Origin of the sequence: [Clostridium] celerecrescens 18A, from assembly GCF_002797975.1 — a bacterium.
Taxonomy (GTDB): domain Bacteria; phylum Bacillota; class Clostridia; order Lachnospirales; family Lachnospiraceae; genus Lacrimispora; species Lacrimispora celerecrescens.
On the sequence record NZ_PGET01000001.1, the window covers coordinates 3,137,335 to 3,156,788 of the forward strand.

The following is a 19,454-nucleotide window of genomic DNA, read 5'->3' on the forward strand; positions in this document are numbered from 1 at the left end:
CTTCTATTATGCTTAAACTTCGTCAGAATATACTGCTCCGTCGTCTGCAGCCTCATCCTGTGACTGAAGTACTTTAATGCTTAAACTGATTTTCTTTTCGCCTTCGTTGAAATCAACCACTCTGGCTTCGATTTCCTGGCCGATTGCCAAAACATCAGCAGGTTTATCCACATGCTCCTTGGAGATCTGGGATACGTGAAGCAGTGCATCTACGCCTGGCTCCAGCTCAACAAATGCGCCGAAATCCGTCATACGTGCAACTCTTCCGCTTACTACGTTGCCTACTGCATATTTTGTAGAAGCATCCTTCCACGGATTTGTCTCCGGGAACTTTAAGCTGAGGGCGATCTTATCACCGTTGATATCCTTAACCAGGACTTTGATTTTCTCTCCTGCCTTGAAAGCTTTCTTCGGGCTCTCTACTCTGCCCCAGCTCATCTCGGAAATATGAAGCAGACCGTCAGCACCGCCAAGATCAATAAATGCACCAAAATCGGTTACATTCTTGATGGTACCTTCTACCACATCACCTGTATGGATTCTATCAAATAATTCCTTCTGCAGTTCAGCTCTTCTTGCTACCATGATCTGCTTTCTGTCGCCGATGATTCTTCTTCTCTTAGGGTTGAATTCGGTAATGACAAATTCAATCTCCTTATCTGCATACTTGGATAAATCCTTCTCATAGCTATCGGATACCAGGCTTGCAGGAATGAAGACTCTTGCTCCCTCTACAACCACACTTAAACCACCGTCAAGTACCTGCGCAACCTTTGCAATAAGTACTTCGTGGTTTTCAAATGCTTCTTCTAATCTCTTATTGCCTCTGTCTGCTGCCAATCTCTTGTAAGACAGGGCTACCTGGCCTTCGCCATCGTTTACCTTGATGACTTTGGCTTCCATCTCTTCACCAACCTGTACAACCGTTGTAAGATCTAAATTCTGGTCATCCGTGTACTCGCTACGCGGAATGATGCCGTCGGACTTGTAACCTATATTCAAGACGATTTCATCTTCCTTTACGTCGATGACTTTACCAGTGACGATCTCTCCTGTACGTATAGTTTTCAATGATTCTTCTAACATTTGTTCAAAACTTAACTCTGACATTAGTATGAACCTCCTCGATAATATAATTCGGGGTTGAAGCCCCGGCTGTAATACCTACGCTGCGCACAGAATTTCCACAATCAGGATCTAAATCACCTAGTGTCTGGATATAGTAAGTGTTCTTACATTCCCTTCGGCATATGTCGTACAGCTTCTGGGTATTGGAACTACTTTTTCCGCCTATAACAATCATGGCATCCACTTCTGAAGCTATCCGCTTTGCTTCCACCTGTCTTTCCTGTGTTGCATTGCAAATCGTATTTAAAACAAGTATATCATACCGCGTTTCAGAAATTTTTTCAACTAAATCTTGAAATTTATTGTAATTAAATGTCGTCTGTGATACAATACACAGCTTTTCCCCTTCCGTTAGAGGTAATCTTTCCACTTGCTCGGGTGTTTCCACCACTAAAGTATTGTCATTTCCCCAGCCTTTAATACCTTCCACCTCCGGATGGGATTCATTCCCGATGATAAGAAGCCGCCTTCCTGCCTGATTTTGCTCCTCGGCAATCCTGTGGATCTTCTTCACATAGGGACAGGTTGCGTCTACAATCTCGATTCCGTTTCGCTCCATGATCTCATAAATCCGCTTCCCTACACCATGGGACCTTATGACAACGACTGCGTCCCTGACCTTCTCAAGCTCCTCTTCCGAATGAATGACCTTTACTCCCTTTTCCTCTAAATCACGTACCACTTCCTCGTTATGGATGATGGGGCCATAGGTATAGATTGGTTTGTCATCTCGTTTCAGCTGTTCATAAACCTGTTCCACCGCCCGCTTTACTCCAAAGCAATACCCGGCGGATTTGGCAACAATCACTTCCATAGGTTCCCTCCTTCTGCTTTTCTTTCCTGAAAAAGTGCAAGAATCCTGTCCACTACCTGAGGAATGGTCATGGAGGAAGAATCCAAAAGGACTGCATCCTCTGCCTGCTTAAGGGGAGAATTCTCCCGGTTCATATCCCGGTAATCCCGTTCAATGATATCCTTTTCTATGTCATTAAGGCTGCATTCTTCTCCCTTTGCCTTAAGCTCCTCATACCGCCTTCTCGCCCGGACCAGGCTGTTTGCCGTTAAATAGATCTTTAAGTCCGCCTCCGGAAGCACACAGGTTCCGATATCCCGGCCATCCATAATGACATTTTCTTCTAAGGCCAGATTCTGCTGAAGCTCCACCAGTTTATTTCGCACCGGCATGTAAACGGAGACCGCAGATGCCATGGCGCTGACCTCCTCTGTGCGGATCAGTCCAGAAACGTTTTCTCCGTTTAAGATCACCTGCTGCATCCCGTCCTCATAGGAAATGGTGACCTTCACCTCTCCGGCCGACTTTGAAATCGCTTCCTCATCACCTGCCGGTATCCCATTCCTTAAAAAATGCAGTGCCATAGCCCGGTACATAGCTCCCGTATCCACGTAAACAAAATGAAGCTTTTCTGCAACAGACCTTGCAATGGTGCTCTTTCCTGCCCCGGCCGGTCCGTCGATGGCTATATTATAAACTTTTTTCATCCTTTGAATTTCTCCTCTCCGGCAGCACTTCCGGCCGCCCATCCCGTAGACCAGGCGATTTGTAAATTAAAGCCTCCGGTCACTGCATCTAAATCCAGCACTTCTCCGGCGAAATAAAGGCCGGGAAGAAGCTTGGATTCCAGGGTGGAAGGGTTAACCTCCTTAACAGATACACCGCCCTGGGTGATGATTGCTTCATTGTAGCCCCGAAGTCCTGTAAGCGTCAGAAGAAAGCCTTTGGTTGTTCGGACAAGACGCTGGCGTTCTTCCCTTGTAATCTCATTGACTTTCTTATCCGGCGGGATTTTGCTTCTATCCACCATGACCGGCACAAGCTTGGAAGGATACAAATGATCCAGGGAATTCTTAAACTGCTTGTTTGCGGCCTCTTCAAAATCCCGCAGAATCCTGGTGTCAAGTTGTTCATCGGTAAGAGCCGGCTTTAAGTCAATGGAAAGAGTCAGAGGCCCTTTCTTCAGTTCCTTTACCGCATAGCTGCTGGCGCTTAAAAGTACCGGACCGCTGACCCCGTAATGGGTAAACAGCATTTCCCCGAATTCCTTATAAACCACCTTTTTTCCGTTTAATATGGATGCCTCCACATTGCGCAGGGATAAGCCCTGCAGCTCCTTTACCACCGGCTCCTCTGCCACAAAGGGAACCAGGGCGGGAGAAAGAGGGGTAACCCTATGACCTGCTTCTTTTGCCAACTCATAACTGTCTCCTGTGGAGCCGGTGGCCTGATAGGACAATCCGCCGCAGGCTACGATCACGGAATCTCCGTACACCTTTGCCTTTTTCCCGACCTCTTTTATTACCAGCCCTAAAAGGGCGCCATCCTCTATCAAAAGATTCTCCACCTGGGTTTTGTAATGGATGGAGACTCCAAGATCTAAAAGCCTTTTTGTAAGGGCCTTAATTACATCCGATGACTTATCAGAAGCCGGAAACACCCGGTTGCCCCGCTCTGTCTTTAAGGGACAGCCAAGATCTTCTAACAGGTCCATCATCTCAAAATTGGTAAAGCCGTAAAAGCTGCTGTAAAGGAATTTGGCATTGGTTACTACGTTTCCGAACAGCTCCTCTGTATCACAGGCATTGGTCACATTGCAGCGTCCCTTGCCGGTGATATATACCTTCTTTCCAAGTTTTTCATTTTTCTCAAAAATGTGGACGGTACCGCCCTTCATGGCTGCTGCTATTCCAGCCAGCATCCCTGCAGCGCCACCGCCCACGATTAAAACCGTATTCATGCCTGTTCCTCTTTCTATCCCTGGATGGGATTTCCTCTTTTGCCCACGCTAATTGGGCATTAAGGAATAACCTACAGGGTATTTTCTCCTGCTTTCGATTACTATTTTTCTACTTTACACGAAAAAGAGCGAAAAAACAAGCGGTCATGAATTTTTCTTACTTTTTTTTATCTCTGACTCCAAAGCCTCCACAACGGTTTTTAACACCTTGATCCTGGCATAATACTTACAGTTTGCCTCCACGACCACCCAGGGAGCATAGGTGGTGGAAGTCCGTACCAGCATCTCGTTGACCGCAGACTCATACAGATCCCATTTTTCCCGGTTTCTCCAGTCTTCCTCCGTGATCTTCCACTGCTTGGACGGATTTTCCTGACGTTCCTTAAAGCGTTTTTCCTGTTCTACCTTATCGATATGGAGCCAGAATTTAATGACAACGGCTCCGGCATTTGCCATGTGGTTCTCCATTTCGTTGATCTCCTGATACGCCTGCTTCCACTCAGACTCTCTGCAAAAACCCTCGATCCGCTCAACCAGGACCCTGCCGTACCAGGTCCGGTCAAAGATGGCAATATGGCCTGCTTTCGGCACATGACTCCAGAAACGCCACAGGTAATGGTGGACCCGTTCCAGATCATTGGGAGCCGAAGTGGGATATACCTTATAGCCTCTGGGATCAAGATGGCTGGTCAGACGCCTGATCGCTCCGCCCTTTCCTGCCGCATCCCAGCCCTCAAAGCCCAGGACTACAGGGATCCTTAACCGGTATATCTGGCTGTGAAGGGATTCCAGCTTTTCCTTTAGCCGTCTCATCTCCTTCTTATACTCTTCCTTTGTCATGGTCTTTGATAGGTCCACACCGGATAAGACTCCGCTCTGGTATTTCTCCGAACGGACCGGCACCTCTTTTTCTTTTCTCTCTCCCCTAAGCTTTCTCTGCCTAATGGCATCCTCTAAGCAGTCCGCCACCTGTGTGATGATTTTTGCGGAGGCATACTCCCTGTCAGTGCCTTCAATGATGGTCCATGGGGCGTAGTCCATATCTGTCCGTTGAAGCATTTCCTCGGAGATTTCCAAAAAGCGGCCGTATTCCTTATTCCTTCTCCAGTCCTCTTCTGTCACCCGCCAGCTGGTTTCCTTCGAGGCTTCCAACCGGTTAAACCGCTTCTTTTGCTCCTCCTTAGAAATATAGAGGAACAGCTTTATGATAACCATACCGTCATCGGTCAGCTGGCGCTCAAAGGACTGAATATCCTGAAAAGCCTCTGGCAGAGCCGTTTCCGGGATCTTGCCTTCAAACCGTTCGATGGTCACCTGCCGGTACCAGCTTCTGTCAAAGAGGGCGATTCTGCCCTGGGCCGGAAGCTTGGTCCAGAAGCGCCATAAAAACGGGCGCATCCGTTCCTCTTCCGTTGATTTATCATTGGCATAAACATCAAAACCTCTGGGATCCAGCGCCTGAATCAGACGGTTGATCTGGGTGCCCTTTCCTGATGCTCCCATGCCCTCGAACACGATCATGACAGGAATTCCTGCCTCCTTGCACTCCCGCTGCAAAAGGCCCAGCCTTTCACTCTGCTTAGTTTTAGTGTCTTTATAGGTTTCTTTGTCTATTTTTTTCGATAAATCAAGTTTCTCCAGCATAAACCGTCCCTCCTTTGTTTAAACAGTTAAGCCTGAAGCTTTGCAAACACGTGAGCAACTTCTGGCATAATCTCACTGATCTTAATCATCTGCGGACATTCCTTTTCGCAGTGATGACATGCCTTACAGCCTTCCGCCTTTACAGGCATGGCCTCGTATCCGGCCTTTGCCTCACTCTCTTTATGGGCGGCTGTCATGTTATAATATGAGAAAATCTCCGGGATCTCCAGACCAAAGGGACAGGGAAGGCAATAACGGCATCCGGTGCAGCCTACCAGGGCCATGGAATCAAAGATTTCCTTTGCCTCTTTATAAACCTGTTTCTCTTCCGGCTTTACCATTCCGATATGGCTGCGGTCTGCATAAACCAGATTTTCCTCAAGCTGCTTTTCGTCGCTCATTCCGCTTAGAAGAAGGCTCACTTCCTGCTGGTCCCATAAAAAATCAAGGGCGTATTCCACAGTGGATTTTTCCTCAGGGAATACCTTTTTTACATGTTCCGCAGGATCAGCCAGCTTTCCTCCAAGAAGAGGTTCCATGACAACCACCGCAAGTCCTTTGTCTGCCGCAGCCTTCAGTCCCTTAACTCCGGCCTGATGCTCTAAATCCACGTAGTTATACTGAATCTGGCAGAAATCCCATCCATCATAATAATCTAGGATATCCTGAAATACATCATATGAATCATGGAAGGAAAAACCAAGATATTTTATTTTGCCTTCTTCCCTGGCTTTTTCCATGCGCGTTACAAGATCGAATTTTTTGACCTTATCTTCAAAACGATCCCTGCTTAAAGCATGAAGCAAATATAAATCTATGTGGTCTGTCTGAAGCTTTTTAAGCTGCTCATCTAGGACCTCATCAAAATCTTCGGGCTTTTCAAGCTTCCATACCGGACATTTGGTAGCCAGATATGTTTTCTCCCGGTAGCCATCCCTTAAAGCGTTTCCCACGATCCTTTCGCTTTCTCCCTGATGGTAAGGATATGCCGTATCGATATAGTTCACTCCTTCATCAATGGCATGGCGGATCATGGATACCGCCCGTTCTTCATCCACCGTTTCCTCCTGAAGAATCGGAAGTCTCATGGCTCCAAACCCCAGGGCCGATACCTTAATTCCTGTTTTTCCAAAATCACGATATTGCATAATCTTCCTCCGATTTATATGTATTACGGCTTTTTCTGCCCGCCGTTCTTACATTTATTGTATCATATATCAATCCTGTACCAAAGACTTTTTTCTTAATCCGAAGAATATAATGTCTGGAAAAAGGATCAAACGAAAGCGCCGCGGCAATACTGAATTTCAGTACTCCGCGGCGCAATAAATACTCCCACGTTATGCGATATCAGAGCCGGATCTGTTCTGATAATTATTTTAATTTAACTCAGGCCAGTAATCCTTGTTCGCCTCAATCATTTCATCCAGAATCTGCTTTGCGGCCATTGCTGATGGTATGGTCTTATTTAATGTAAATGCTGCCAATGCTTTGTCATAGCTTCCTTCTATTGCTGCCTCTACGATCAACTTTTCGCAAGCCTCCTGCTGCTCGATCATTCCTTTAAAGAAAGTCGGGATTTCCCCTACTCTGGTAGCTTCCGGTCCTTCGTTGGTAATATAGCAGGGAATTTCTACCATGGCATCGTCTGGTAAATTTTTAACAGCACCATTGTTCATGACCATAACCAGATGACGTTTCTTTAAATTAAATGCCAGGCTCATCGCTACTTCAACGATAAATTCCCCATGAACACCGGTAAAAAATGGAGTCATATCTATTTCTCCGGTTGATTCATACTGTTCTGCTGCCTGGAAAATCCGTTTTTCCCGTCCATCCATGACTTCATTGGCTCTTGTATAGTTCTGATCGGAATGTTTTACAATCTCATCCCCTAACAGATAGTACTGCATATAGGTGTTGGGCAGATAATCCGGGAACATTCTCATTAAATTCTTTGCATTGTCAAATGTGTGTTTCCAGGATGCATCATTATGCCGTACTTCACTTCTGTCATCCGGAGGCATATAGCCATGTTCTCTTACATAAGCCTTTAATTCTTCCGTCCGGTCCTCTTCCCCGACACGGATTTTTGTAAACCAGCCAAAATGATTCAGTCCAAAGTAATCCGGCACAATGTCTTTTCTGTCACAATCCAAAATGTTAGCCATGTTTCTCATGATCGCTACCGGCATATCACAGATATTTAAGATTCTGGCATTTGGCCGGAGTTTATGCATTGCTTTTGCAACAATGGCCGCCGGATTTGAATAGTTTACGATCCAGTAGTCTTTGCTTGCATATTTTTCACAATAATCGATGACTTCTACCATCGGATAAATGGTTCTTAAGCCATAGGCAAGGCCGCCTGGTCCGCAGGTTTCCTGACCAACTACCCCATATTTTAAAGGGATCTTCTCATCAAGCTCTCTCATATGATACAATCCGACCCTCATCTGGGCAAAGATAAAATCTGCATCCGTAAACGCTTCTTTTGGATCCGTTGTAAGAACCAATTTCACTCCCGGATCAAACATCTCAATCACCTTTTTTACCAGAACTCCAACTTTGTCCTGGCGTTCTTTGAAATTATCATAAAGTCTTAATTCGGAAAGCTTAAATTGATCCTTCTGATCCAGAAGGCTCTTAACAATCCCCGGCGTATAAGTACTTCCGCCGCCTACAATGACTAATTTAAACGTTCTGTTCATAGTGATTCCTCCTATTTTTGTGATTCCATCTTCTCTAATGCATCATCCACCAAGGTTCTCATTTTAGAGACGCTAAGACCGTAAACTACCTGGACATCATTTCCCTTTTTCATAATACCGGCTGCTCCGGTGCCCTTTAATGCCTCTTCATCAATCCTTGAATTGTCAGCAACTTCTACTCTTAACCGGGAAAAGCAGTTTTCCAGACTTAAAATATTTTCTTTCCCGCCTAATGCTTCTACGATGATCCTGCCCTGGTTCAGCCGGTCTTCCTCAGTCTCGCTGTTTCCGGACTGTTTTGCCTTTAATTCTTTTTTTACTGCTGCTGCATTGGCATTTAAATCCAAAGCCATATCCGTATCATCCTCTTCGCGTCCCGGAGTTTTTAAGTTCAGCTTTTCAATCATAAACTTAAAGACAAGGAAAATCACAAGGATCTCAACAAGGCCGACCAGCACATACAAAGGCCATAAGGTTCTGCCGATTCCTGCCGGAAGATTTAATACCAGGAAATCCAGGATTCCATTGGTGGCACAGACACGGACACCGATCAAATAAACAACCATCTGAAAAAAGCCATCCAGAACGGAATATACCAGCCATAATAAAGGAGCAGCAAAAATAAAGGTAAATTCCAGGGGTTCCGTAATTCCGGCGATCACAGCAGTTAAAGTGGCCGGGATCATCTGAGCCTTTAAGTTCGCCTTTTTCGCTTTCCTTGCTGTTACATAGAAAGCCAGTGCCACACCGATAATCCCAAAAGTCTTCATCAGGCCATAGGTCAGGAAACGGCTGGTATCCGGCATCATTCCGGCTGTGGGATCACTTAACAGTGCCAGGAAGATCGGCTTTGCACCAATCACATTTTCTCCGCCGATCACCGCCTGTCCGCCAACCGCAGAATAAAGGAACGGCGACCAGATTAAGTGATGCAGACCGGTAGGGATCAGGAATCTGTTTAAGAATCCGTAAACAAATACACCTGCTGCACCGGCAGTACTCATAAAACCGGTCAATGCGGATATTCCGTTTGCTACTCCCGGCCACACATAAGTCACGCCAATGCTTAATCCTGCAATTACCGGAATCATGATCATGTAAACAAGCTTGCTGTTGCCGTAAGGAGCGAATCCTCCCTTAAACTCGGTATCACAATGTTTGTTGTGAACAATTGCCACCAAAACGCCGATGATCATTCCAAGAAACACGCCCATATCTGTTACATGAAAGCCTAACTGAATCGTCTGGCCCGTACCATATAAGGCACCGGCGGTTGCCCCTTCCACCATCTTTCCTGACAGCTCCAGCCACTTGCTGTTGGCGCCTAAAAACATGATGTATGACATCAGAGCCACAAAAGATGCATCTGCTTTTTTCTTTTTTGCCATGCCATTTGCAATTCCCACACAAAATAAAATACTTAAATTCCCCATAATGGAATTCAGCATACTGTTAAAAAATTTGCCAACCGTCCACATCAGTCCACCTTCTGAAACAAATGCGGTATTGGTCATGATCGCAGTTAAAGCAATCATCATACCTACGACAGGCAAAAATAACACTGGTCCAATCATTGCTTTGGAAAAGCTTTGCATGGATTTTACTACTTTATCCCTCATCTCTTATTCCTCCATATATAGTTGTTTACACTGGTAATTACCTTGTGGTGGGATTTTATCATACTTGAATACAAATCAAAATATATTCTGTATTATTCACAACATGTTGACCGTATAGTGAACATATTTACTTCGGTTCCTTGTATATTTTAATACCAGATCAAAATGAGATATGAAAAAGCGTTGATACTCTATTCTAAATACGAAATGAGTATCAACGCTATCCTAATTTACTTCAATGATTCCTGTTAAACTTCCATTACAAGGAACTGCCAGCCCTTTAAATGAACCCTGGCCCCGTCGTAAGATACTTCCTGATAGTTATTGATCAGAACTGTCTTATGTATCCGGGGAAGTATGACATCCTGTTCCTCTTTTTGAAAATTCCCAATGATAAGAAGTGTTTCCGGCCCTTTCCGGTAGTAAGCCATAATATTTTTTTTATCCTCAAGAACAGGTTCCAGGTTTCCATAGATTATGGTTTCCTTCCATCTGGGATGTTTCCTTAACTGGATCAGCCTTTTATAGAACATGAAAACCGAATGATCATTGTTCATCTGGTCAGACACATTGATATCCCTGTAATTAGGGTTCACCTTCAGCCAGGGGGTGCCGTTTGTAAAGCCAGAATTGGCCGATGCATCCCACTGCATGGGAGTTCTTGCATTATCCCTGCTGTAGCGGCTTACAATGCGAAGCGCCTCTTCCGGTGAGTGCCCTGCCTCCAGAGCGGTCTGGTACTGGTCAAGGGTGGCAATATCATCCACTTCATCAATGCCGGAGAAAACCGTATTTTCCATACCGATTTCCTGTCCCTGATAAATAAAGGGGATTCCCCGGAGCATAAAGTTTAAGCCGCCAAGCATCTTTTTGGCTTCCAGGCTGCATTCTCCTTCCGGAAGGTAATGGCTGACTCCTCTTGGCTCATCGTGGTTTTCAATGATGTTGGATAAAAATCCGGTAGTCCCCACATGCCTTTGGGCTGCAAAACAGCAATGCTTATAATCTTCCGGAGTAATCGCTTTGGCATCATACCAGCCCTTCTCACTTCCGCCGAATATGGTTTCATTAAAATCGAATTTACTGGAAAAGTAACCATTTTCACCGATAAAGGATTCTAATTCTTCCGGCTTTTCATCAAAGACCTCCCCAACAGTAAAGGCATCATGAGGAGTAAAGCAGCGGTCCCGCATTTCGCTTAAAAACTCACCGACTCCATTGGCTTGGGACAGCATTTCCTGGATGCTGCATAGACCATCTTCCCGGTCCGGTTCATAATCCTGTAAGGGAAGGGCCTTTTTTATATTAATGATCGCATCAATCCGGAAACCGCCCAATCCTTTATCCAGCCACCAATTGATATTTTTATAAACTTCCTCACGGACTGCTTCATTTTCCCAGTTTAAGTCCGGCTGTTTCTTATGGAACGAGTGAAGATACTGCTTATTGGTACCGGGAATATCGCTCCATACGGAATTTCCAAAGTAGGAACGCCAGTTGGTAGGTGATTTACCGTCCTTTTTCTCACGGATATAAAAGTAGTTTCCATATTCGCCATCCGGATCGGCACATGCCTTTTTAAACCATTCGTGCTCGTCGGAGCAATGGTTAACGACCAGATCCATGACGATATACATCTCCCGTTCTTTCGCTTTCTTAATGAGTTCCTCCATATCCTCCATGGTCCCGAACCTGGGGTCTATGTTGTAATAATCGGCAATGTCATATCCCTGATCTGCAAAAGGGGAAACGTAAATCGGGGAAAGCCATAGGATATCCACACCTAAGTCCTTCAAATAATCCAATTTACTGATAATCCCTTTTAAATCTCCAATACCGTCCCCATTGGTATCCAGAAAGCTCTTTGGATAAATCTGATAAGCTGTCTTGTCATGCCACCATTTCTTATTCATCGTATGTCAACCTCTCTTTTCAGTAGTAGCCTTATTCTACCTCTCAGAACAAGATTTGTCTTACACTTCTATGATTAAAAAATTCACTATTTTGACTTTTCTTTCCGATATTTTAAGGGAGTCATACCGGTATACCTCCGGAATATTTTCAAAAAATTTCCAAGGTTAAAAAAACCGGAATCCAGGCATATGTTCATGACCGGGAGGTCAGTGGTTTCCAGTAAATTGATTGCCTTCCGGATCCGGTAATCATTGATGTATTCGGTGGGAGTCCTGCCAAGGGCCTTTTTAAAAAAGCGGCAGAAGTACTGTTCATTCATATTGGCAAGGGAAGCAAGGTCACGGATATAAATCTTTTCCCTGTAATGGTTCCTGATAAAGGTAATGGAGGCTTTGATCAGCTCTACCCGCGTATCCGCATTGCGGTGGGAATCGGAATACAGGTGGAACTGGTACAAGGTGGCAAGCATTTTAAGAAGGGAAGCTTTGATCTGAAGCTGGGAGATCACAGCTTCAAAAACGACTTCCTGCTGCCCTAAGCCTTCCTCTCCTCCAAAGGAATCCGTCACATTGGTAAAACAATCCAGGATAGAAGCATAAGACGGATGATCTGGCTGAAGGCATCTGGGAAAGGATAGCTCATTGTTTTTTAAGGGATTGATTAAATACATCTGAGCGGAATCATAAGCGTCAAAGCTTAAAAGCCCCGGCTGAAACACGATGGCATGCTCCTCTTTTAAACTTTTGGATTCACTGATGATTCCGTGAAGCTCCCCCGGATTGATAAAAAAAATACATTCATCCTTGATTTCATAGGACTCCATGTTGACTAATAAGCGAAAGTGCCCCTTAAGGAAGTGGATCATTTCAATTTCCTCGTGCCAGTGGTGCTTTACTAAAATGCCCTTTTGTGCTGATTGTGTCCGGTAGATCCCACAGGGAAAAGAACTGGTACCATGGGGACGTCCCTCTTTTAATTTGGATTTTATCTCTGGATTCATGATTATCCTCATTTCCCGGCCGTATTTATGCCTTTAAGTCAAGCGGATATTTGCAATCCGCTTCGCTGCCTGATTCGTTGAATCATACGGTATATTACGTGTATCATAACACAGGGAGGGAAAGGGATTCAAGCAAAAGCATACTGGTCAAGAAGTTATGTTTATAGTACACTTAGTAACATAACCCAAGCCAGAATACCAGGAGGAATACAATGATCAGACGATTCCGCAGATTATCTTTTCAGTCCAAAATACTGCTTACCTATTTGCTCTTACTGCTGTTTACCGTGGTTATTTTTGCCATCTGCTATATTCAGGGGGTCTCTTCTGCCCTTACCTACAACATTGAATACATGAAACAGTCGAACCAGCAGAAAAACATGAACTTAGATATTGCCATGGGAAATAACAGCTCCTTAAATCTTCTGCATCTCATCGATCCCAAGATCAATGTCATACTCCATGAAAAATCCAGCAATATGACCCCCAAAGACCGTTATGAAAGGGACTATTATATGCAGACCGTTCTTAAAATGCTCACGGTCATCAATCCCCATGTACAAAGAATAACCATCCTGACTTCTGCAGGAGACACCTATTGCAGCATAAATAATATTTCAAAGGACTATATAGGAAACGCACGGAAGACCATCGCTAGCGTCGCCTGGAAAACAAAGAGCCAGAAATACTATACAATCCCTTATCCCCAGAAAATAGGGAATACCGGCTATTCCCTGGTAACGGTATACCACCAGCTTTCGGATATCGGTGAGTATAAAACCTATGGATATCTGCTGGCAGACTTGGATTTTGGGTCCATTGCAAAAGATTTTAATTCCACAGACGCAGCCGACGGTCTGGCATCTTCCTTTGCTATTGTATATAAAAACCAGGTCATCTATAATTCCAGAAACGCCCACATCAATCTGGAGACCGCCCTTTCAGAAAAGGAAAAGCAGGAGGCCTTTCCTCATCTGGAGCAGATTGAGGCCTCCGGAAAGGGATCAGGGGAGCTTTCTCTAAATGGTACTCTCTGCATTGCCGCTGTTTTAAAAAATGAATCCACCGGCTGGTATCTGGTGCAGTATATCCCAAAGCACCTGCTGATCAATACCAGCATGGAAAGCATGTTAAATGTCATGGCATGGGTGATGCTTATCCTGACTGCAGCCGGGATTTTAAGCCTCATATTATCCAAGCAGGTCAGCCGGCCGATTAAAGCACTGGCAGAAACCATGAACCAGGCAAGGCAGGGAGAAGTAAAGCTTTTAACAGGATTACAGCCCAGGGAGGATGAAATCGGCAACTTAATTGAAATTTATAATGAAATGGGAAAAAGGATCAATGACAGCATTACCAAACTGTATATTATGCAGATCAATCAAAAGCAGGCAGAGCTTAAAATGCTTCAGTTCCAGATCAATCCCCACTTTCTGTATAATGCGCTGAATACGGTTACAGCCATTGCAAGGCTGGAAGAAATTGAAGAAATCCCTGCAATTACAGAAAGTCTGTCGGATATGTTCCGCTATAACATAAAAGGGACTGATTTTGTAACCGTAAAGGATGAAGTGAACCAGCTGAAAAACTATATCCGCATCCAGTCCATCCGGTTCCCCGGGCGCTTTGCAGTGAAGTATGATATCCCCGAGGAATACGAAAATAATGGAGTTATTAAATTCATCCTGCAGCCTATTGTGGAAAACTCCATTCAACATGCATTTAAGGAAAAACGGGACCAGGACTATTTAAAGATATCCGTATCACCGGATTCGGAAGATTACCTTTTGATCTCCGTGTACGATGACGGCTGCGGTATGACAAAAGAGAGGGTGGATGAATTAAACCATGCATTATGGAATACAAAAGCCAATACCCTGCTGGGAGAGGTTGGAACAGGCATCGGGTTAGCCAATGTAAATGCAAGGCTTAAAAACTTTTATGGAGAAGATTGCGGAATTGTGGTGGAAAGCCGGTACGGAAGCTTTACCTGCATTCACATGCGGATTAAGAGGAATAAGGAGGGGTAGAATGAAGGTCATCATAGCAGAAGATGAATATTATGCAAAAAAAATGCTCGTTAAGCTTTTAACTAATATGGATATGGATATCACCGTTTGTCTGGAAGCCGAAACCGGGAAGCAGGCAGCAGATTATCTTGCCGGCAAAGACGCAGATCTTGTGATCACCGATATCCGCATGCCGGAAATGGACGGGCTGTCCCTTGCAAATTATGTGGAAGAACACTGCCCGGCAACAGATGTGGTTATCGTAAGCGGCTACTCGGATTTTAACTACGCCAGGGAAGCCATGAAGTATGGGGTCCGGTATTACCTTACCAAGCCGGTAAAGCCAGAGGAACTGGAAAAGGCTATATGGGATATTACAAAAGCCAGAGAAGAAAAGAGAAGGCTGCTTGAGAAGCAGGTGGACCGGAGGCTTTTGCAGGAATCCCTCCAATATGTGAATATCTCCGGCATTCTGGCTAACCGGGCCCTAATGGAAACCTTCCGTGATCTGTGCGGCGGACAGCTAAAGGATCGCTCCTACCAGATGATCTTATTGCAGGGGAAACAGCGTATGAGCCGGGAGGAGGCAAAGAAGCTGGCGGAATTCTTAGAATCCGCATCAGACCATGCCAATATCCAGGTCTTTTACTTCCAGCAGCCGGACGAGGTGATTGCCATGAAGTTTGGCGGGCAGGAGGTACTGTGGGATCAAAAGCTTTACCACCGGCTGAAGCAGGAACTTCCTCAAAAGGAAATCGAAATCACATGTGGCATCAGCAGGCTTTACAAAGGGGAAGAACTGCTTGGAGACGCTTACCGGGACTGTGTTTATGCCATTAACGGAAGGCTGCTTGATGATAAGACCAGAGTGTTTGAATATGAACCGGAGCTGTCCATGGAACAGATCCTGACACAGCAGGAAGAACTGTCAATCTACGAAAGTGTGATGAAGGGAAGCTACCAGCAGGCAGAAACTTCTCTCCGTCAGTTCTTCTTTAAATGCACGGAAGGAAGCTGGAATGTATATTCCTTATACAGCGGTATCATGCAGATTTTTTCCGTAATCAGCAGAGCCTATTGCAGCAGGGAGGCTTCTTCTGAATCAGAAGAGATAAACCGGTATCTTTTGTTTTCCTTCAAATCAGATCTTTATCAGTTCCGTACCATGGAAGAGCTTGAGCGGTATATGTTTAAAATACTGGAAAACACCTGCGGCTCCCAGGAGGAAAAAGGAAGCATCATCGAGGAAATTAAGAATTACGTATCCCTTAACTTCCGGTACGAGATTTCCTTAAATGAACTGGCAGCCCATAAGTATTTTATGAATTCCAGTTATTTAAGCCGACTGTTCAAATCAGAAACAGGGTTGAATTTTTCCAGATACTTAATCACCTACCGCATGGAGCGGGCAAAGGAGCTATTAAAAAATACAGTTTTTAAGATAAGCGAAATCGCTGATTATGTAGGCTATAATGACACCTCCTATTTTATCCACACCTTCAAACGCCTTTATCAGATGACCCCCGAGCAATACCGCGCCCAGGAAGAAAAAAGGTAAAAAATGTTTTACGAAACATCTCAGATACCTTATATAGGCGGTCATGTTTTGTTTTGTATAATGGAACTACCAAATAACAGGAAACAGAAAGGGCGAGGAAGATGTATATGAAAATGAAAAAAATGTTGGCAGTTGGTTTGACCTGCTCCCTGGCAGCGATGCTGGCTGCAGGATGCAGTGAATCAGGCAAAACCTCAGGTAAGAGTTCCGATTCCGGAGTGACACATCTGGAGTTTTTCTCTTCAAAGATGGAAAATGTATCCACCATGCAAAAGCTCGTGGATAAATTCAACAAACAGAATACTGATGTTCAGATCACCTTAAATTCCCCGGCAGATGCGGGAACTGTATTAAAAACCAGGATGACCAAGGATGATCTGCCGGATATCATCGCCTATGGCGGCGATAACATCTATACGGAACTTACAGAAGCAGGAATCTTATTGGATTTAAGTGATCAAGAGGTTTTAAAGACCATAAACGATTCATATATGCAGATGGTCTATGATATCAATGGGGATAAAGCAGAAAAAGCATACGGCATCCCGTTTGCTGCCAACGCTTCCGGTATTATCTATAATGCAGATCTGTTTAAAAAAGCAGGTGTAACCATTCCGGAGACCTGGGATGAGCTCATTGAGGTATGCGAAAAGCTGTCCGCAGCAGGCATCCAGCCCTTTGAATTAAGCTTCAAGGATAGCTGGACCATCTTACCCTCCTGGAACTCTCTGGCACCTGCAACACAGCCTGAAGGCTTTTTAGAGGCAAAGAAAGAAGGAACAGCAACTTTCCTTGGCACCCATGAAGAAGTTCTGGAAAAATACAGCAAGCTGGTGAATTATGCCCAGACAGACTTTATGGGAACTTCCTATGATGACGGCAACCGCAGCTTTGCGAGTGGTGAAGCTGCAATGCTGATTAACGGCGTGTGGACCGTACCTGAAATCAAAAAAACCAATGAATCCATCAATCTTGATATGTTTGCTTATCCGGCAACCAATGATAAGAATAAAAACAAGGTTGTATCCGGGATCGATGTCATGCTTATGGTGACAAACCAATGCAAAAACCCGGAAGCCGCCAAGCGTTTTGTGGCATTTATGCTGGAACCGGAAAACAGTCAGCTTTATATAAACGAGCAGTTTGCATTTTCTCCGGTAGAAGGCGTTGTACAGGAGGATGCTTCGGTGGCCGGCCTGGCAAAGGATATTGCTGATGGAAAGGTTACGGATTTTGTAGACCATTATTATCCCAACGGTTATAATCTGTCCGCTATTTTATCCGAGTTTTTCTTAAATAAGGCAAATGGCATGGATGAAAGCGAAAACATAGCTGCAACACTGAAAAAGTGCGATGAACAATATGATATCCTCAATACCCGTTAAGCCTGGTAAAAGGAGGATAAGGCATTGAATAAACATAAAAGCAACCATATCAGTCCAGCGTTCTATCTCATGGTAGTTCCTGTGGCAGCACTATTCTTTTTACTTCATACGGTCCCCTTTCTAAAGGGTATCTTTTACAGCTTTACCAACTGGAAGGGTTATGGGAGCTGGGAATTTATCGGGTTTAAAAATTTCCTGCAGTTTTTTAAGGATCCTACCATAAAGCAGGCTTATGGCTTTACCTTTCAGTTTGCACTTTCCGCCACTGTCCTTGTTAACGTGTTAAGTCTGGCGCTGGCATGCGGTCTCAATGGGAAAATTCGGGGAAAGAATCTTTTAAAGGCGCTGTATTTCCTGCCATATATGCTGGGCACTCTGATCATCGGTTTTGTATTTAACTTTATCTTTGGCAATATCATTCCGGGATTTGGAAAATTAGCGGGGATCCCCGGACTAAGTGTAAATATCCTTGGTACCAGCAAAGCATGGCTTGGGGTTTTGTTCGTGACTGTCTGGCAATCAATGGCCTTTAACACCATGATCTATCTCTCCGGCCTTCAGACGGTGGATAAGGATATCTATGACGCGGCATCCGTTGATGGTGCCGTTGGCCTCCAGCGGTTCATCAAGATCACCTTCCCGCTGATTGCTCCCTTCTTTACCATCAATATGGTATTGAGCGTTAAGAGTTTTCTTATGGCATTTGACCAGATTATGGCAATGACAGGGGGCGGGCCTGGAACTGCGACCACCACGATCTCCATGTTGATTTATAAGAGAGGATTTGACGGCGGACAGTTTGCCTACCAGTCAGCCAATGCCGTTATCTTATTTTTGGTTGTGGCATCAATTTCCGTATTCCAGCTGAAGATCTTAGAAAAAAGGGAGGCGAAAGTAAACTGATGAAAGAGAAAGAAAAGACCAATTGGCTCCTGACGATCCTTCTGTCAGTAATCGCTGTTTTCATGATCCTGGGCCCCCTTTATATCACTGTGGTGATCGCCTTGAAATCACCGTCGGATATGGAACATATACTGGCTCTTCCGACTTCCCTGCACCTGGAGAATTTTTCCAGGGCATGGGAGCTTACCGATTATCCAAGAAAGTTTTTAAATACATTTTTTATCACAAGCATCAATCTGGTGTTTACCATCCTGACCAATTCCATGGCGGCTTATGCCATGATACGGAATAAGGATAAAAGCAGATTTTTCAATCTCATGTATTATTATTTTATCAGCGCCATGTTTATCCCTTTTAATGTGATTATGCTTCCCCTGGTAAAACAGGCCTCAGCCTTTCATCTGGATAACATCTATGGCATCACATTAATTTATATTATATTCGGACTGCCCATGAATACGTTTCTTTATTCAGGCTACATCAAATCCCTGCCTGTGGCATTAGAGGAAGCGGCGAGGATCGATGGGGCGGATACGTTCCAGACCTTTTGGAGCATTATATTTCCGCTTCTTAAGCCCATGAGCGCTACGGTTGCAATCCTGTCCTTTATGTGGACCTGGAATGACTTCCTGATGCCCCTGGTATTGCTGAGCGATGCAAGCCAGCAAACCCTGCAGTTGGCCCAGTATGTGTTTAAAGGCCAGTTCTCTACGCAGTATAATCTTGCCTTTGCCTCATATTTAATGGTGCTGCTGCCAGTTTTAGCTGTATATGTATTTTGCCAGAAATGGATCATTGCAGGAGTGACCAGCGGTTCTGTAAAAGCTTAA

15 protein-coding genes are annotated in these 19,454 nt (G+C 44.6%); 5 read left to right on the plus strand and 10 right to left on the minus strand.

All coding sequences use genetic code 11. The features are described from left to right. Window positions 1-12 precede the first annotated feature (12 nt). From rpsA to H171_RS14455, 10 genes are all read right to left on the minus strand, one after another. Complete coding sequence (rpsA, locus tag H171_RS14405; protein WP_100305771.1) at window positions 13-1,110, minus strand: 30S ribosomal protein S1; 1,098 nt, start codon at window positions 1,108-1,110, stop codon at window positions 13-15. Beyond that, the gene (ispH, locus tag H171_RS14410; protein WP_100305772.1) at window positions 1,091-1,942 is read right to left on the minus strand and encodes a 4-hydroxy-3-methylbut-2-enyl diphosphate reductase; all 852 of its coding nucleotides are present in this window, start codon (window positions 1,940-1,942) and stop codon (window positions 1,091-1,093) included. The genes rpsA and ispH overlap by 20 nt, the downstream gene beginning before the upstream one ends. Next, complete coding sequence (gene cmk, locus H171_RS14415; protein ID WP_100305773.1) at window positions 1,933-2,628, minus strand: (d)CMP kinase; 696 nt, start codon at window positions 2,626-2,628, stop codon at window positions 1,933-1,935. Before cmk ends, ispH begins: the two co-directional genes overlap by 10 nt. Then, window positions 2,625-3,881, minus strand: a complete 1,257-nt coding sequence (locus tag H171_RS14420; RefSeq protein ID WP_100305774.1) for a BaiN/RdsA family NAD(P)/FAD-dependent oxidoreductase — start codon at window positions 3,879-3,881, stop codon at window positions 2,625-2,627. The genes cmk and H171_RS14420 overlap by 4 nt, the downstream gene beginning before the upstream one ends. Before the next feature lie 144 nt (window positions 3,882-4,025). After that, window positions 4,026-5,525, minus strand: coding sequence for a polyphosphate:AMP phosphotransferase (gene pap, locus H171_RS14425; protein ID WP_100305775.1), 1,500 nt, complete (start codon window positions 5,523-5,525; stop codon window positions 4,026-4,028). A 26-nt stretch (window positions 5,526-5,551) separates the two neighbouring features. Next, window positions 5,552-6,673 carry an aldo/keto reductase gene (locus H171_RS14430; RefSeq protein WP_100305776.1) on the minus strand — a complete coding sequence of 374 codons (1,122 nt, stop codon included), beginning with the start codon at window positions 6,671-6,673 and terminating at the stop codon, window positions 5,552-5,554. 231 nt (window positions 6,674-6,904) lie between these two features. Next, window positions 6,905-8,236: a 6-phospho-alpha-glucosidase gene (locus H171_RS14440; protein ID WP_100305778.1), complete on the minus strand. Its 1,332-nt coding sequence runs from the start codon at window positions 8,234-8,236 to the stop codon at window positions 6,905-6,907. 11 nt (window positions 8,237-8,247) lie between these two features. Then, a complete protein-coding gene (locus H171_RS14445) occupies window positions 8,248-9,855 on the minus strand; it encodes a PTS transporter subunit EIIC (protein ID WP_100305779.1) in 1,608 nt (535 codons plus the stop codon). Between the two features lie 248 nt (window positions 9,856-10,103). Then, complete coding sequence (locus tag H171_RS14450; RefSeq protein WP_100305780.1) at window positions 10,104-11,768, minus strand: alpha-glucosidase; 1,665 nt, start codon at window positions 11,766-11,768, stop codon at window positions 10,104-10,106. Between the two features lie 86 nt (window positions 11,769-11,854). Further along, a complete protein-coding gene (locus H171_RS14455; protein WP_100305781.1) occupies window positions 11,855-12,769 on the minus strand; it encodes a helix-turn-helix transcriptional regulator in 915 nt (304 codons plus the stop codon). Window positions 12,770-12,981: 212 nt separating this feature from the next. On the opposite strand from H171_RS14455, the gene H171_RS14460 reads away from it, so the two are divergent. The 5 genes from H171_RS14460 (at window position 12,982) to H171_RS14480 (ending at window position 19,454) form a co-directional block, all read left to right on the plus strand. Beyond that, window positions 12,982-14,799, plus strand: a complete 1,818-nt coding sequence (locus H171_RS14460; protein WP_100305782.1) for a sensor histidine kinase — start codon at window positions 12,982-12,984, stop codon at window positions 14,797-14,799. Window position 14,800: 1 nt separating this feature from the next. Further along, complete coding sequence (locus tag H171_RS14465; RefSeq protein ID WP_166433623.1) at window positions 14,801-16,336, plus strand: response regulator; 1,536 nt, start codon at window positions 14,801-14,803, stop codon at window positions 16,334-16,336. A gap of 107 nt (window positions 16,337-16,443) precedes the next feature. Beyond that, entirely contained in the window at window positions 16,444-17,721 is a 1,278-nt protein-coding gene (locus tag H171_RS14470; RefSeq protein WP_242976965.1) for an ABC transporter substrate-binding protein, read from the plus strand. Between the two features lie 24 nt (window positions 17,722-17,745). Next, entirely contained in the window at window positions 17,746-18,624 is an 879-nt protein-coding gene (locus H171_RS14475; protein ID WP_330404250.1) for a carbohydrate ABC transporter permease, read from the plus strand. Next, window positions 18,624-19,454, plus strand: a complete 831-nt coding sequence (locus tag H171_RS14480) for a carbohydrate ABC transporter permease (protein WP_100305785.1) — start codon at window positions 18,624-18,626, stop codon at window positions 19,452-19,454. Before H171_RS14475 ends, H171_RS14480 begins: the two co-directional genes overlap by 1 nt.

Excerpts from the sequence above, each read along its gene's own strand:
- rpsA (WP_100305771.1), bottom strand. The coding sequence starts at position 1,110 with ATGTCAGAGTTAAGTTTTGAACAAATGTTAGAAGAATCATTGAAAACT.
- ispH (WP_100305772.1), bottom strand. The coding sequence starts at position 1,942 with ATGGAAGTGATTGTTGCCAAATCCGCCGGGTATTGCTTTGGAGTAAAG.
- cmk (WP_100305773.1), bottom strand. The coding sequence starts at position 2,628 with ATGAAAAAAGTTTATAATATAGCCATCGACGGACCGGCCGGGGCAGGA.
- H171_RS14420 (WP_100305774.1), bottom strand. The coding sequence starts at position 3,881 with ATGAATACGGTTTTAATCGTGGGCGGTGGCGCTGCAGGGATGCTGGCT.
- pap (WP_100305775.1), bottom strand. The coding sequence starts at position 5,525 with ATGCTGGAGAAACTTGATTTATCGAAAAAAATAGACAAAGAAACCTAT.
- H171_RS14430 (WP_100305776.1), bottom strand. The coding sequence starts at position 6,673 with ATGCAATATCGTGATTTTGGAAAAACAGGAATTAAGGTATCGGCCCTG.
- H171_RS14440 (WP_100305778.1), bottom strand. The coding sequence starts at position 8,236 with ATGAACAGAACGTTTAAATTAGTCATTGTAGGCGGCGGAAGTACTTAT.
- H171_RS14445 (WP_100305779.1), bottom strand. The coding sequence starts at position 9,855 with ATGAGGGATAAAGTAGTAAAATCCATGCAAAGCTTTTCCAAAGCAATG.
- H171_RS14450 (WP_100305780.1), bottom strand. The coding sequence starts at position 11,768 with ATGAATAAGAAATGGTGGCATGACAAGACAGCTTATCAGATTTATCCA.
- H171_RS14455 (WP_100305781.1), bottom strand. The coding sequence starts at position 12,769 with ATGAATCCAGAGATAAAATCCAAATTAAAAGAGGGACGTCCCCATGGT.
- H171_RS14460 (WP_100305782.1), top strand. The coding sequence starts at position 12,982 with ATGATCAGACGATTCCGCAGATTATCTTTTCAGTCCAAAATACTGCTT.
- H171_RS14465 (WP_166433623.1), top strand. The coding sequence starts at position 14,801 with ATGAAGGTCATCATAGCAGAAGATGAATATTATGCAAAAAAAATGCTC.
- H171_RS14470 (WP_242976965.1), top strand. The coding sequence starts at position 16,444 with ATGAAAATGAAAAAAATGTTGGCAGTTGGTTTGACCTGCTCCCTGGCA.
- H171_RS14480 (WP_100305785.1), top strand. The coding sequence starts at position 18,624 with ATGAAAGAGAAAGAAAAGACCAATTGGCTCCTGACGATCCTTCTGTCA.